This is a genomic window from Aneurinibacillus terranovensis DSM 18919, assembly GCF_000430625.1.
GTDB lineage: Bacteria > Bacillota > Bacilli > Aneurinibacillales > Aneurinibacillaceae > Aneurinibacillus_B > Aneurinibacillus_B terranovensis.
The window spans coordinates 42110-56339 of record NZ_AUMJ01000018.1; the positions used below are offsets into that span (position 1 = coordinate 42110).

A 14230-nucleotide genomic window follows, 5' to 3' on the forward strand; every position below is an offset into this window, starting at 1 on the left:
TCACACCTCCTCATCATATTGTACGTAGTCTTTGCGAAGCGGGTGTCCAACCCATGAATCCGGCAGAAGGATGCGTTGAAGGTTGTAATGTCCCTCATATTTAATGCCTAAAAGGTCATACGTTTCCCGTTCGAACCAGTCAGCACCCGCCCAGATATCTGTAACGGAAGAAACGACGGCAGCGTCGCGGTCTATTTTCACTTTCACACATACCGTATGGCCGTGTTTGTATGAATATAAATAACATATGGATTCCATATGAGTCTCATAGTCAACACCGAGACTTAAAGAGAGATAATCAAACGCAAGCTGCTCATCATCATGGAGCATGCGGGCGATATCGTGCCACTTCTCTTTGCGGACAATCAATGTCGGAATATGCTCGCTTGCCTCGTTAATATAGGAATTTTCGATCGCATCGGAACCCCAGGCATCTGTTATTAGTTTCACAAACTTATCCAGTATAGGTTGATTATGTGACGGCTTCTTCGGTTCGGCAGCGGCTCCTTCTCCCTCGGCTGCCCCGGCGGCTTTCGCTTTGGCGGCTGCGGCGGCTGCGGCTTTTGCCTTGGCAGCGGCGGCAGCCTTGGCTTTCTCGTCGTCTCCCCCTGTTTCTCCACCCGCGTTTGCTGCGGCATTCGCTGCGGCTTTTGCCTTAGCTGCGGCGGCTGCGGCGGCTTTGGCTTTTGCGGCGGCAGCCGCTTTCGCTTTCGCTGCAGCAGCAGCTTTCTCCTCCGGTGTCGGCTTTTGTGTTTCATCGCTCATGAACCGGTCACCCTCTTTCCGGTTTTCGCTTCGTAGCGAATTTTCTCTTGTAGTTTATTAATTCCGTAGATAAGAGCAGGCGGGCTAGGCGGACATCCCGGGATATACACATCGACAGGGACAATCTGATCCACGCCTTTTACTACGGCATAAGAATTCACATACGGTCCACCGGCTGTCGCACAGGAACCCATCGCAATCACCCATTTGGGTTCCGCCATCTGATCGTACAGTCGGCGAAGCAGTGGAGCCATCTTTTTTGTTACCGTTCCCGCAACAATCATACAGTCAGACTGCCTTGGCGATGCCCGAAAGATGACCCCGAAACGGTCCAAATCCCAGTCGGCGGCGCCCGTTCCCATCATTTCAATCGCACAGCAAGCTAAACCGAATGACAAGGGCCAGATTGAGTTGCTGCGCGCCCATGCTTTTAGCTGCTCAATCGTGCTGAAAACGACATTGCGCTGCAATTCTTTTTGTTCTTCTAAGGTGATGCCCTCTAAATTTAGTTCCATTCTAACACCTTCTTCTTCCAGGCATAGATTAAACCGATGACCAGCAATACAATAAATATAAGCATTTCTACCAGAGCAAACAAACCTAGCTTGTCATAAGCGACAGCCCACGGATAAAGAAACACGGTTTCCACATCAAATACAACAAACAGAAGTGCAAAAATGTAATATTTTACATTAAATCGCACCCAGCTGGAACCCGTTGGATCGACACCGCTTTCATAGGTCTTCCTTTTCTCTTCCGTAGGGTTATACGGGCGCAATAAACGCCCGAAGGTGAGCGCACCTACAGGTAAGAGAATCCCCAGAAATAGAAAAATGACAACAATGAAGTAATTGTTTGAATAGGATGCTGCCATGTCTCTCTCCCCCCAATATTTTATTTACTATATAAGTTACAATTATGTGAATTAGAAATTCCCCCCAATTATAACATTTGAATTGCGGAGTGTCTAACCTATAATTAAAGAGGAAAAATTGGAAAACATATAGTAAAATAAAGGATATATAAATGCGGCAATATCTTTTACTCATTATAGAAATATAGTAAAAAGCAGGTGTAAGAATGCCATTTAACGATAAAATATCTATTGTGTTTGTATGCCTTGGTAATGTTTGCCGGTCTCCGCTCGGAGAAGGGGTATTTCGTCATCTCGCAGCAGAAAAAGGACTTATCGATAAATTCGTTAAAGATTCTGCCGGTACGGGCGGCTATCATATTGGAGAGCCTCCCCACCCCGGTTCACGAAGCGTTGCCGGCAAGTTTGGCGTATCGCTTGACGGACAGCTCGCCCGCCAATTTACAAAAGGGGATTTGCCAAAGTGGGATTATATTATCGCGATGGACAGTTCCAACCACCGAAATATTATCAAACTGGGGAACCCGACCGGAAATGTTCATTTACTCCGTGAATTTGACCCGAAAGGTTGCGGGGACGTCCCGGATCCATGGGGAAGAGGCGACGATGCTTTCCTGGAAACCTATACGATCATCTACCGCTGTTGCGAAAAGCTGCTGGATCATATTGTGAGGGTGCACCATCTTATGTAACGTGTGATGAATGGTTCGTTTTTATTTTTTTCAGGTTTTCCCTGCAAGGGAAAACCCGCAAAAAAAGGCTCCCCTTTGTAAATAAAGGGAAGCCTCTATAATTATTTGCGCCCGGCAGAAATACGGGCAAGTGCGCGTTCAAGAGCTAACTCAGCACGCTTAAAGTCAACATTATCTTTGCTCTCAGCTAAAAGGCGTTCGGCACGTTCTTTTGCGGCGATTGCGCGGGCAACGTCGATTTCTTCACCCAGTTCAGCTGTTTCAGCTAAAATCGTAACTTTGTCCTTGCGTACTTCCATGATGCCGCCGCTAACCGCGATGGCCTCGTCTTCTTTATCATCCTGCTTTTTTACCAGTACCGGAGCTATCTTGAGAGGTGTAACCATCGGAATATGATTGGGTAAAATACCGAGATCCCCTTCAATTCCTCTCGCTACAACAATGCGGGCATCTCCGCGATAGACAATCCGATCTGGAGTAACAACTTCGACAGCAATGGTATTCATTTACAAAACACTCCCCATCATCAGGGTTGCCCTACATTTTCTTCGCTTTTTCAACGGCTTCTTCAATCGTCCCCACATAAAGGAAAGCAGCTTCAGGAAGATTATCATGCTTCCCTTCAAGAATTTCTTTAAAGCTGCGTACCGTTTCCTTGACTGGAACATATTTTCCAGGGAATCCTGTAAACTGTTCAGCAACGTGGAACGGCTGCGACATGAAACGTTGAACTTTGCGTGCGCGGTTAACGATTTGTTTATCCTCATCAGACAATTCATCCATACCAAGGATAGCGATAATATCCTGCAATTCTTTATAACGCTGAAGAATTTTTTGTACGCCGCGCGCTACATCATAGTGTTCTTGTCCAACTACGTCCGGGCTAAGAATACGGGACGTTGATGCAAGCGGGTCTACCGCAGGATAAATACCGAGCTCGGAAATACCACGGTCAAGGTTAGTGGTAGCATCCAGGTGAGCAAATGTCGTTGCAGGAGCCGGGTCGGTATAGTCATCCGCAGGTACGTAAATCGCCTGAATGGATGTGACTGAACCTTTTTTCGTTGAAGTAATACGCTCTTGCAATTTACCCATTTCCGTTGCGAGTGTCGGCTGGTAACCAACCGCTGAAGGCATACGGCCCAACAACGCGGATACTTCAGAACCGGCCTGGGTGAAACGGAAGATGTTATCGATGAAGAGAAGTACGTCACGACCCTCTACATCACGGAAATATTCAGCCATGGTCAGACCGGTCAGCGCTACGCGAAGACGTGCTCCCGGCGGCTCATTCATCTGACCGAATACCATAGATGTTTTCGAAATAACGCCGGAATCCACCATTTCATGGTATAAGTCGTTCCCTTCACGGGTACGTTCACCTACACCCGCAAAAATGGAGTAACCACCATGTTCCTGCGCGATATTGTTAATCAATTCCTGGATTAAAACGGTTTTACCTACACCGGCACCACCGAACAGGCCAATTTTACCGCCTTTTGCGTATGGTGCGAGCAAATCAACCACTTTAATTCCTGTTTCAAGAACTTGATCCGCCGTAGACTGCTCTTCAAAAGCAGGTGGTTCACGGTGAATCGGATCGCGCTGCACACCTTCCGGGGTCGGTTGTAAATCAATGGGCTCACCCAATACGTTAAATACGCGGCCGAGTGTTTTTTCCCCAACCGGAACGGAAATCGGCTTGCCCGTGTCCTCAACATCCATTCCACGCACCAGACCATCCGTGGAAGACATAGCTACTGTACGAACCGTATTGTCTCCTAAGTGAAGCGCAACTTCAAGGGTAAGATCAATAACTTTTCCGTTCTCAAGTGTTTCGTTAATTTTAATCGCGTTATAGATTTCAGGTAAGTGTCCGCTTTCGAACTGAACGTCTACAACCGGACCTGTAACTGAAAGGACGCGTCCCTTGCTCATGTGTTTCCCTCCTGTCTCTTCAAACTATTCGAGCGCGTTCGCACCGCCGACAATCTCCGCAATTTCCTGGGTAATTGCAGCCTGACGGGCACGGTTATAGAACAGCGTTAGTCGATCAATCATATCCGTAGCATTATCCGTTGCATTGCCCATTGCAGTCATGCGGGCACCCCACTCACTCGCTTTCGCATCAAGCAACGCGCTGAAAATTAAGGTTTCTGCATATTTAGGCAGCAAATCGGCAAGAACCTCATCCGCTGACGGTTCGAAGTCATACGTCGGCGAATCATCCGTTTTCTCAACATCAGATAAAGGAAGCAGACGCAGTTCGGTAGGTTCCTGCTGAATTGCACTGATAAACTTGTTATAGACGAGGTAAAGCTCATCAATGGTTCCGTCCGCAAATAAACCGACCGCTCTTCTTGCCACACCTATAATGTCGGCAAAAGTAGGAGAGTCAGAAAGGTTAACGAACTCTTCGCTAACGGGATATCCGCGTTTTTTAAAGAAGTCCCGTCCTTTCCGCCCGAGGACAACGATCGTATATTCATCTTTGCTGTTGTGGCGTTCGGCAATGTTTCGGGCTACCATACGAAGAATATTTCCGTTGTAGCCGCCGGCAAGGCCCCGGTCTGAGGTAATCACAACGTAGCCTGTCTTCTTAACAGGACGGCTTTGCAGCATCGGGTGTTTAGACCCTTTCGTACCGGACGCAATGCTCATGACTACTTCCTGCATTTTTCCAGCGTATGGACGTGCCGCCTGGGCGCGTTCCTGGCAGCGGCGAAGCTTCGAAGCCGCGACCATCTTCATCGCTTTCGTAATCTTTTTCGTATTCTGCATGCTGCGAATACGCTGCTTGATCTCGCGAATTCCTCCAGCCATTTCATTCACCACCTTTGTTTCCATAGTAGCGCTGTATGCACAACGGCAAACAACTTCACGCCGTTATCACAGCTTATCTTTTATCCAGACTATTCGGAGACAGCGAAGCCTTTCTTGAACTCATCGATTGCTGCGTTCAATTGGTCTTCCGGTGGCAATTCCTTTGTATTGGCAATCGTATCAAGCAATTCTTTCTTATTGTGTTCCAAATAAGAATGAAGTTCTTTTTCAAAACGGCGCACGTCCGCAACCGGAATTTCATCAAGGAATCCCTTCGTTGCCGCATAGATAGAAATAACCTGCTTTTCTACCGGCATCGGCTCAAATTGACCCTGCTTGAGAATTTCCGTGGTGCGCTCCCCACGATTTAAGCGAGCGAGCGTAGCTTTATCCAGGTCAGAACCGAACTGGGCAAATGACTGCAGCTCACGGTATTGGGCAAGGTCGAGCTTAAGTGAACCCGCAACCTTCTTCATTGCTTTAATTTGGGCAGAGCCCCCTACACGGGATACGGAAATACCTACGTTTACGGCCGGACGCTGGCCGGAGTGGAACAGGTCGGACTCAAGGAAAATCTGTCCGTCTGTGATCGAGATAACGTTGGTCGGAATGTAAGCAGATACGTCCCCGGCTTGTGTTTCAATAAAAGGCAGAGCAGTCAAAGAACCGCCGCCCAACTCATCGCTCAATTTAGCTGCGCGCTCCAACAAACGGCTGTGCAGATAGAATACATCCCCTGGGTACGCTTCACGACCCGGAGGACGGCGAAGCAGGAGGGAAAGTTCGCGATAGGCAGCAGCTTGCTTGGAAAGGTCATCATATACGCAGAGAACGTGTCCTCCTTTGTACATGAAATATTCACCCATCGATACGCCGGCATACGGAGCCAGATAAAGAAGAGGTGCCGGATCCGATGCTGTTGCGGACACGACGATCGTGTATTCAAGCGCACCGTGCTTGCGGAGAGTTTCCACTACACCGGCAACGGTGGATTGCTTTTGACCAATAGCGACATAAATACAAACCATGTCTTTGCCCTTCTGGTTGATAATGGTATCAATCGCAATGGCGGTTTTACCTGTTTGACGGTCCCCGATAATAAGCTCACGCTGTCCACGGCCGATCGGAACCATTGAATCAATCGCTTTGATCCCTGTTTGCAGCGGCTCATGCACCGATTTACGGGCCATAACGCCGGGCGCCGGGCTTTCAATCGGACGGAATTCTGTCGTTTCAATCGGACCCATCCCATCAAGCGGCTGGCCAAGCGGATTCACAACGCGGCCAAGGAGTGCTTCCCCTACAGGAACCTCCATAATACGACCGGTACGCTTTACCTGGTCTCCCTCACGGATTTCAGTGTACGGCCCAAGAACGACAACCCCTACGTTATCTTCTTCAAGGTTCTGAGCCAATCCCATAACGCCGTTAGAGAATTCAAGAAGCTCACCGGCCATAACATTTTCCAGACCATATACACGGGCGATCCCGTCACCAATCTGGATTACTGTACCAACATCCACCACCTGGATGTCAGATTTATATTTTTCAATCTGTTGTTTAATCAGAGAACTAATTTCATCAGGTCTGATTGCACTCACCTTGTGGTTCACCCCTATCTATCATACTTGGGATTGCTTAATTTGCTGTGTAAAACGGGCTAACTTCCCTTTCATGCTGCCATCATAGAGACGGTCGCCGATGCGGACAATAATTCCACCGATAATAGAAGGGTCAATCTCCGCTTTCACTCGCAATGTTTTATTTAACTTCCGGCCAAAGCTTTCCGCCAACTGGTTCACTTCTTCCTGTGTTAACGGCTTAGCCGTAATAACAGTCGCATCCGCAATTCCACGCACTTCATTAGAAAGCTCTGTAAAATAGTTAGCCATCTCCGTAAGATCATTCTCACGACCGCGTTCGATAAGAAGGTTAATGAATTTATTTGTTGTTTCGGAGATCTTGCCAGCAAATAAGGAATTCATCAGCTGCTTCTTCTCATCCGCTGAGATTTTCGGATGGGTTAACAGTTTTCTTAAATCGGCATTATCTTTAATAATCGCCGTGATTTCCGCAAGTTCCTGTTCCGTAGCATCGATTGACTTATGCTCGCTTGCTACTTCGAACAGGGCCCGTGCATATCGCTTGGCAACAGCGCTCATAGTTGACCGCCCACCTGTCTCAAGAACTGTTCAATCGTATCCTGCTGTTCAGATTCAGTCATTTCTTTTTCAATAATCTTCGAAGCAAGCAGCACGGATAATCCCGCTACCTGATCGCGCACAGAGCTGAGCGCTTTTTCCTTCTCGCGATTAATTTCAAGCTTCGCCTCTTCGATCAAGCGTTCGGCGCGCTCGTTGCTTGCGGCAATAATCTCTTGAGCTTCCACATCCGCTTGCTTCTTCGCACGATCTAAGATCGTCTGGGCCTCTTCACGAACCTTCTTCAATTCCGCGCGTTGCTGTTCAAGCAATTGCTTGGCTTCCGCGTTCGCTTTCTCGGCACCGGAGATTTGATCAGCAATGTGGTCCTGGCGCTTCTGAAGAACAGACAGAGCCGGCTTCATCGCCACTTTACTAACCAGGTATATAAGAATGAGGATTAATACGATTTGAAAGAGTAATGTACCAAATTCAATTCGAATACTTCCAAAATCCAACAATGAGTGTCACTCCTTCCCTACTGTACTATGCAGGAGATTCTTCATTACAAAAGGAAGGCGAAGGATGGCAGCCCCCGCCCGGCTTTACATGTAACCTGTAAGGTTTTCTTTTATACGAATCGTGGTATATCTTAGTGAGCTTTCCCGAAGATCATGAAACCAATAGCAACTGCGATGATAGGAAGGGCCTCTACAAGACCAAGACCAAGGAACATAAGACCCATCAGAGAACCACGAGCTTCAGGTTGGCGTGCAACCCCTTCAATTGTCCGAGACACAACAAGACCGTTACCAATACCTGCTCCTACAGCAGCAAGACCAAAAATCAAACCTATAGCAATTGCGAAATCCATTATGATTTCCTCCTCTGAAATATTTAAAAAAGAAAAAGATATTTATAGTAAATAAGGGTTAATAACAATAAGAAGTCTAGTGTTCATCCACAACTTTTTGTGAGATGTATACCAGCGCAAGCGTTGTAAAGATATAAGCCTGTACAGCACCTACGAATATGGAATAGCCCAGCCAGATAATGAGCGGAAGACTCACGGCGAACACAGAACCTGCCAGCATGAAGGCGATGAGAACCTCGCCGGCGAAAATGTTACCGAATAGCCGCAATGGAAGAGTTAACGGTTTAATGATAAATTCTTCCATGATATGGAGAAGGACCATTGGCCACGAAGGCTCGAACCAGTGTTTAATATACGCTCCCGGATTTTTGCGAATCCCCAGAATATGGGCGTAAATGAGCACCAGGAAGGCCAAACCGAAGGTCACGCTTGGAGACGAAGTAGGTGATTTAAACCACTCTACGTTCACCTCTTTTATTTTCTCACCATTATGAACCACTTCGCGAGCATATTTTGCGAACTGTTCCTGTGTCAATCCGATAGCGGGAACCGGTTTTGTGTACGAAACATCAACCAGAGCAATAACACCAAGCTGATTACCGATGAATATAAACAGGAATAAAGTGAGGGCCAAGGTAACAAATTTGGAACTTGTCTTTGCATCCATGAATTGTCCGGCAATTCCCCGAATAAAATCAATCACCCATTCGAAGAAATTTTGCCAGCCCTTCGGAACTCCTGCAGTCATGTTTCTCGTTGCGATAAAAACGACCAGCAAAACGAGCAATGCGGTAAAAACAGACATGATTACTGTGGATATATCAAATACCAGACCAGCTATCGTTATAGACGGAGGAAAATTTTCCATTTTTCTAATTTCACCCCTTTCCTATGTGTTTTACTTTTTGGAATATGAATATCGAATGATAGCGTGTGACAACGCTGCCATTTGGACCGCGAACAGCCCAACAAGCACCCCGTAGAAAGAAAAAAGATGGGGTAAACGAATGGATACATAAATAGCAAAGCCGGCGAGGAGGAGGCGTTGCATCATCCCGATCCCTCTTGCCCGTTTGCCGGGTGTGACGGCAGCCTCTCCGGCCTGCATCGTCTTTACATAAAGAATAAGGCCATTGAGAATGCTGACAAAAGTGCCTAGAAGTAAACCTTGAAAAAAAACACGCTGTGGCATAAATAGCCAGAGCAGGACAACCACAACAAATAAGTAAAACGTGTAGCGTGCAATTTGTTTGATCGAGGAAGCGAATTCTTCCATGTCACTCTCCGAAAAACTGTTTAATCAGGAAGAAAATCCCTGTAATTCCCAGTGCCAAGCCAAATAATACGCCAACAAGCAAAAACCAAGGCTCCGTATGTAACCAGCGATCAAGCGAACGCCCGGCCCAGAAACCAAATATAACAGATACAGCCAATTCTACTCCGATTGTCCCCACTAACGCAAATGCACGCAAAGGCCCGTTTTTATCCTGCTTCACATTCGGTTCCTCCTGCCATGTGCGGATTAGGTACCCCATTTTACTCAAAAAAAAATCTGTCGAAACCGACTGCTTAATAAAAAGAGGTTAGGAACAATTGAATATTCGTTGTATCGTATGCATTGTCCCTAACCATAGTACTTAAGCATTTATTTTTTGTCAATAAGTCGAAAAAGGATTGTCACCATTTAGACAAAAAAATTGATTTCAGACAGTTTCTTTTACTATTTTTCCGTTTTTTTATTGACATATTCCAATTCATCTACTCGCTTACATTTCTACGATGGTCGCTACACCCTGCCCCCCACCGATGCAGAGTGTTGCTAATCCGTATTTTGAGCCGCGACGTTTCATTTCATATAAAAGAGTAACGAGAATGCGCGCCCCGCTTGCCCCGATTGGATGCCCAAGTGCAACCGCCCCGCCGTTGACATTTAATTTTTCCTTCGGGATGCTCAAATCACGGCCGACAGCCAGGGATTGCGCTGCGAATGCTTCGTTTGCTTCAATCAAATCCATGTCTTCGATAGCAAGACCGGCTTTTTCCATCGCCTTTTTCGTAGCAGGAACAGGCCCGATCCCCATGATTTTCGGATCCACTCCGGCACTGGCATTTGCCCGGATGACAGCCATCGGCTTAATCCCCATCGCTTCTGCGCGCTGGCGGCTCATTAAGACAAGCGCTGCGGCTCCGTCATTAATTCCGGAAGCATTGCCTGCTGTAACCGACCCGTCTTTTTTAAATGCGGGTTTTAGTTTGCTCAATTGTTCCGCCGTTACACCCGCACGCGGGAATTCGTCGGTATCAAAAACAACGGGTTCCCCTCTGCGCTGCGGAATTTCCACTGGAACAATTTCCTCTTTAAATTTGCCTTCTTTTATGGCAGTTTCTGCCTTTTGCTGGCTCCATGCTGCAAACTCATCCTGCTCTTCCCGTGTCAGCCCGTATTGCTCGCAAATATTCTCAGCCGTCATTCCCATATGGTAGTTGTTAAACGCACACATAAGACCGTCTACCAGCATACTGTCGACTACTTTCTGGTCGCCCATGCGGTATCCGGTACGCGCATTGGGCAGGAGATAAGGTGCCATGCTCATGTTTTCCATTCCGCCGGCTACGACAATTTCAGCATCGCCATTTTGGATGGCCTGTGCCGCGAGATGAACAGCTTTTAATCCCGAACCGCACAGCTTATTAATCGCCATAGACGGAACTTCGTAGGGCAGGCCGGCCTTCATCGCCGCCTGGCGCGCCGGCCCCTGTCCGGTTCCGGCCTGCAGAATGTTACCCATAATCACTTCATCCACCTGGTCACCCGGAACTCCTGCACGGCGCAGAGCCTCCTTGATCACAATCCCACCGAGTTCTGCAGCGGAGGTATTGCTTAACGTTCCAAGGAAATTGCCGATAGCGGTACGGACAGCACTTACGATAACTACCTCTGGTTTACTCAAAATACGGTCCCCTCTCCCTCATATTTTTTTAAAAAAATACGTCTACTATATTCGCTGAAAATCAGGTATCTCCTGCAAATTTGTAGAAAATTTAGATGAGAGGGATTTTTCGCCCGTTTTGATAATTTTCAACCGTGGCTTTCACTTACTACTTTCATTCGCTACTTTTAGCTGGCGTACCAACCGGTTACTTTAAGAGTCGACTAATAATCACAAGCGCTTCGGCCCGGGTAGACAGACGACCCGGCAGGAAACTTCCGTCCGATCCATAGATATACCCTTTTCTGGTCAACACTGCTACGTCATCGCGCGCAAAAGACGGAATTTTATTCGCATCCTTATACGTTTGCGCATGGGTTGCCGGGACATTGAGGTTTCCGTACCCGTGCTTCAGGCAGTTGTACATAATGACAGCCATTTCTGCCCTGCTAATTGGTTTATTGGCCTGGAACGTACCATCCGTATAACCGGTAATGATCTTTTTGTTCACAGCAGCCTGTACGGATGCCTTAGCATACGTCGGAATTGCATCCTTGAAGACGGATTTGCCCACAGATGTCTTTCCTTTTGTCCAACCGAATGCCCGGTCAAGGAAAGTAACAAACTGCCCACGTGTTACGGACAGTTCCGGTCCCATCTTCGTTGATGAAACTCCGCTTACAATGCCTTTTTTATACATCGAAAGCAGTGTGGCTTCGGCCCAGTGTCCTTTAATATCAGAAAAGCCTTGAGCATTTCCCGAACCATTATTTCCCGGGACATCTTTTACAGGCGCAGACGGCACCGGTGCCGGGCTTGGCGATGCCGGGGCAGGCGCAACGGCCGGCGCAGCGAAAGCCGGATATTTCAACGACAGTTCGTCAAAATAGAGCGTGCCTTTGGTTGAAAGTGTAGAATCTTCCGCATCAACTACATCCAGGCTGCGAAGTGTAACCGGGTAGGCTATATTTGTCGGGAAGTCCGCCTGTACCTCTTTCCAGCCTGTCCAATTCACCTGATCGGCTAAACTTACCGCTTGAACATTGCCTTTTGCGTCAGCCACTTCAGCTTGTAGAGAATGGCCGCTGTTGTCTCCATACACCCAGAGTTTAAGTCCAAGCGGCTGATCGGGCAGTTTCTGACCCGATGCTCCGAGTTTCCCATAGACAAATCTAGCAGTCGTGTTTGGCGCACCGGCAAAGTCATAGCTTAGGCGAAGGGCTTTCGCGGATGATTTCACCGGTTCATTCCCCGTCGTCTGACGGAAAGACCCGTCTGCACTCATGCTTCCAGGGTTTGTCGTATACCCCAGCCCACTCATTGCGTCTGTATTATTCCATAGCACCCATTTCGTTCCGACATAAACCGGTACTGTGCGGGTCAGGTCTCCATATTTTACAGTTAACGTGCCCTGTGCCTGCTTGCTGCCGGAAGAAATAGTAAAGCCATTCACGGTTCCGACATTGGGTGTCACAGAAACCTGCACCGAATCTGCCGTTGTCGGAATATTGCCGTTATCTGTTTTTAAGGAGACCGAGAAATTGGTTTGGTCGTTTGTATTAAGCGTAATCGGGTTCGGGTTGATAATCAGGTCCTTCACGCCGCCAACAGCCACAGTGAAGTCCTTCTTGATCCCTTTGTATTCCCCGTGGATTTGGATTTGACCACTTCTGGTCGGGGTAAACACGTTATTAGTAAAGGAGCCGTCCGCGGGACTGTCTGTTGACCAGGAAATATCGGCCGCATTTAAATCGTACGGAAGATAATGAGTATCGTAAGCTTTGACGTTGATAGCCAGCGGTTTGCCTACCGTATCCTCCAGCTTGGTTGTCACTAAGAAATTAGCGAAGTCTCCCGGGGGTGCCGTATTAAATACAGCGAGCCCTGTCGGGACCTTGCGCATCGGCGCATTTAGCTCCGGGGTATTAAGCAGCGTCGTTTCTTTATCTCCCGGGTAACGGGCAACCATTGTGGTGGATCCGCCCCCGTCAAAGTTAGAAGCGTTATAAGCTCCAAGCTGCTGCATCACTTGAGCCAGTTCATCGAGTGTAACCCCCCGGCTTCTTGTCGGCCCTTCCACGGCTACGATATAAACCGTTTTGCCATCCTGGGAAACACCGACAGCCGTACGAGGCAAATCGCCGCTAATAGACTCTGAAGGTATATTCGTCAATGCCTGTCCATCTTGAACGAGTCTCAGATTCCCGCCAACCGCACTCACCAGCTGCCGGTCACCAAGCGAAGAGTCGACCGTCGTCTGAACAGAGGTGGTTACACTGTCGCCTACCTTCAGATGGTCGAGCAGGAACTGCTTACCTGCCCCGTCTCCCCAGAGGACATATCCGCCAACCGGAATGGTATAACCCGGTTGTCCGGTGCGGATATCTGTTACCGTATCACCGACAACCAGCATTTCAACCGCATCTTCATATCCCTTAATGGCGCCAAGGCTGGTTGTTCCGAAGTCGCTCGTATACATATTGATTTTACCAAGATGACTTTTATCGTTGGTCGGATTATACTCTTCCTTGTTCAATCCCTGGATCACAGCCGTGGCTCCATCCGGTGTTTGCAGCATGCCCGCAAATCCCATGTGGGCAATGATTGCAGTCTGATCGCTTAGAACACCGAACGAATACCAGCTATTAATTTTTCCCATAGAAGAAACGAGCTTGCCCTGATCTAAAACAATACCAAATGGCGCGCCTCTTCTGTCCATCCGGAAAAAATCAGCGTTCACCGCGGCAATTGCGCCACGTTCATCGGCCATCCCTTTTACCGTCTGCTTATCGGTTAATTTGCCGTTCGTACCGTAAACAGGACCGATTTGCACATACTTATTGTTCAGGTCTACCTGCGTAACAAAAACTCTTGAATTCTTGCCTCCGATTACTAGATTATATTGGCTAAGCGTAGTTCCTTCTCCTATTGGTGTGTCGGACAGCTTCTGCAAGGTTAGCCCCGCCGCCAGCCCAACACCAGGAAACTGCAGCGTCAACAGCAATGTTACAACCATAAACGCTGCCAGTGTCCTGTGCAAAACTTTGGACATTTTATATGTTCCTCCTCGTCTATGTATTGTTTCTCTGTCTCTACCAATAGTTAGACGCGAGGAGATAGGGAATAGTTTC

At 47.8% G+C, this 14230-nt stretch carries 16 protein-coding genes; 1 reads left to right on the forward strand and 15 read right to left on the reverse strand.

Annotated elements, in window-relative coordinates:
* The 3 genes from H525_RS28905 to H525_RS0104490 are packed head-to-tail and all read right to left on the reverse strand — an operon-like array spanning nucleotide 1 to nucleotide 1639.
* Nucleotides 1-765, reverse strand: a complete 765-nt coding sequence (locus tag H525_RS28905; protein ID WP_051330805.1) for an NADH-quinone oxidoreductase subunit C — start codon at nucleotides 763-765, stop codon at nucleotides 1-3.
* Complete coding sequence (locus H525_RS0104485) at nucleotides 762-1280, reverse strand: NuoB/complex I 20 kDa subunit family protein (protein ID WP_027415206.1); 519 nt, start codon at nucleotides 1278-1280, stop codon at nucleotides 762-764. The genes H525_RS28905 and H525_RS0104485 overlap by 4 nt, the downstream gene beginning before the upstream one ends.
* Nucleotides 1271-1639, reverse strand: a complete 369-nt coding sequence (locus H525_RS0104490) for an NADH-quinone oxidoreductase subunit A (protein ID WP_027415207.1) — start codon at nucleotides 1637-1639, stop codon at nucleotides 1271-1273. Before H525_RS0104490 ends, H525_RS0104485 begins: the two co-directional genes overlap by 10 nt.
* Nucleotides 1640-1845: 206 nt before the next feature.
* Here H525_RS0104490 and H525_RS0104495 point away from each other — a divergent pair, with 206 nt between their 5' ends.
* Entirely contained in the window at nucleotides 1846-2331 is a 486-nt protein-coding gene (locus H525_RS0104495; RefSeq protein ID WP_027415208.1) for a low molecular weight protein-tyrosine-phosphatase, read from the forward strand.
* A 101-nt stretch (nucleotides 2332-2432) separates the two neighbouring features.
* Here the strand turns inward: H525_RS0104495 and H525_RS0104500 are convergent, their stop codons facing one another.
* The 12 genes from H525_RS0104500 to H525_RS22835 all read right to left on the reverse strand — a co-directional run bounded on the left by H525_RS0104500 (nucleotide 2433) and on the right by H525_RS22835 (nucleotide 14151).
* Nucleotides 2433-2837 carry a F0F1 ATP synthase subunit epsilon gene (locus H525_RS0104500; protein WP_027415209.1) on the reverse strand — a complete coding sequence of 135 codons (405 nt, stop codon included), beginning with the start codon at nucleotides 2835-2837 and terminating at the stop codon, nucleotides 2433-2435.
* A 31-nt stretch (nucleotides 2838-2868) separates the two neighbouring features.
* Nucleotides 2869-4269, reverse strand: a complete 1401-nt coding sequence (atpD, locus tag H525_RS0104505; RefSeq protein ID WP_027415210.1) for a F0F1 ATP synthase subunit beta — start codon at nucleotides 4267-4269, stop codon at nucleotides 2869-2871.
* 24 nt (nucleotides 4270-4293) lie between these two features.
* A complete protein-coding gene (gene atpG, locus H525_RS0104510) occupies nucleotides 4294-5154 on the reverse strand; it encodes an ATP synthase F1 subunit gamma (protein WP_027415211.1) in 861 nt (286 codons plus the stop codon).
* Between the two features lie 89 nt (nucleotides 5155-5243).
* The gene (atpA, locus tag H525_RS0104515; RefSeq protein ID WP_027415212.1) at nucleotides 5244-6755 is read right to left on the reverse strand and encodes a F0F1 ATP synthase subunit alpha; all 1512 of its coding nucleotides are present in this window, start codon (nucleotides 6753-6755) and stop codon (nucleotides 5244-5246) included.
* Nucleotides 6756-6776: 21 nt separating this feature from the next.
* A complete protein-coding gene (locus tag H525_RS0104520; RefSeq protein ID WP_027415213.1) occupies nucleotides 6777-7316 on the reverse strand; it encodes a F0F1 ATP synthase subunit delta in 540 nt (179 codons plus the stop codon).
* Nucleotides 7313-7816 (reverse strand): F0F1 ATP synthase subunit B, encoded by a 504-nt coding sequence (atpF, locus tag H525_RS0104525; RefSeq protein WP_027415214.1) that lies wholly within the window; start codon nucleotides 7814-7816, stop codon nucleotides 7313-7315. Before atpF ends, H525_RS0104520 begins: the two co-directional genes overlap by 4 nt.
* 131 nt (nucleotides 7817-7947) lie before the next feature.
* Nucleotides 7948-8169, reverse strand: a complete 222-nt coding sequence (gene atpE, locus H525_RS0104530) for a F0F1 ATP synthase subunit C (protein ID WP_027415215.1) — start codon at nucleotides 8167-8169, stop codon at nucleotides 7948-7950.
* 76 nt (nucleotides 8170-8245) lie between these two features.
* On the reverse strand, nucleotides 8246-9037 hold the full coding sequence (gene atpB / locus H525_RS0104535) for a F0F1 ATP synthase subunit A (protein WP_027415216.1): 792 nt from the start codon (nucleotides 9035-9037) through the stop codon (nucleotides 8246-8248).
* 30 nt (nucleotides 9038-9067) lie between these two features.
* Nucleotides 9068-9445: an ATP synthase subunit I gene (locus H525_RS22830; RefSeq protein ID WP_051330806.1), complete on the reverse strand. Its 378-nt coding sequence runs from the start codon at nucleotides 9443-9445 to the stop codon at nucleotides 9068-9070.
* A gap of 1 nt (nucleotide 9446) precedes the next feature.
* Nucleotides 9447-9665, reverse strand: a complete 219-nt coding sequence (locus H525_RS0104545; protein WP_027415217.1) for an AtpZ/AtpI family protein — start codon at nucleotides 9663-9665, stop codon at nucleotides 9447-9449.
* Nucleotides 9666-9935: 270 nt separating this feature from the next.
* On the reverse strand, nucleotides 9936-11120 hold the full coding sequence (locus H525_RS0104550; protein ID WP_027415218.1) for an acetyl-CoA C-acetyltransferase: 1185 nt from the start codon (nucleotides 11118-11120) through the stop codon (nucleotides 9936-9938).
* Between the two features lie 187 nt (nucleotides 11121-11307).
* A complete protein-coding gene (locus H525_RS22835) occupies nucleotides 11308-14151 on the reverse strand; it encodes a phosphodiester glycosidase family protein (protein WP_051330807.1) in 2844 nt (947 codons plus the stop codon).
* Nucleotides 14152-14230 lie beyond the last annotated feature (79 nt).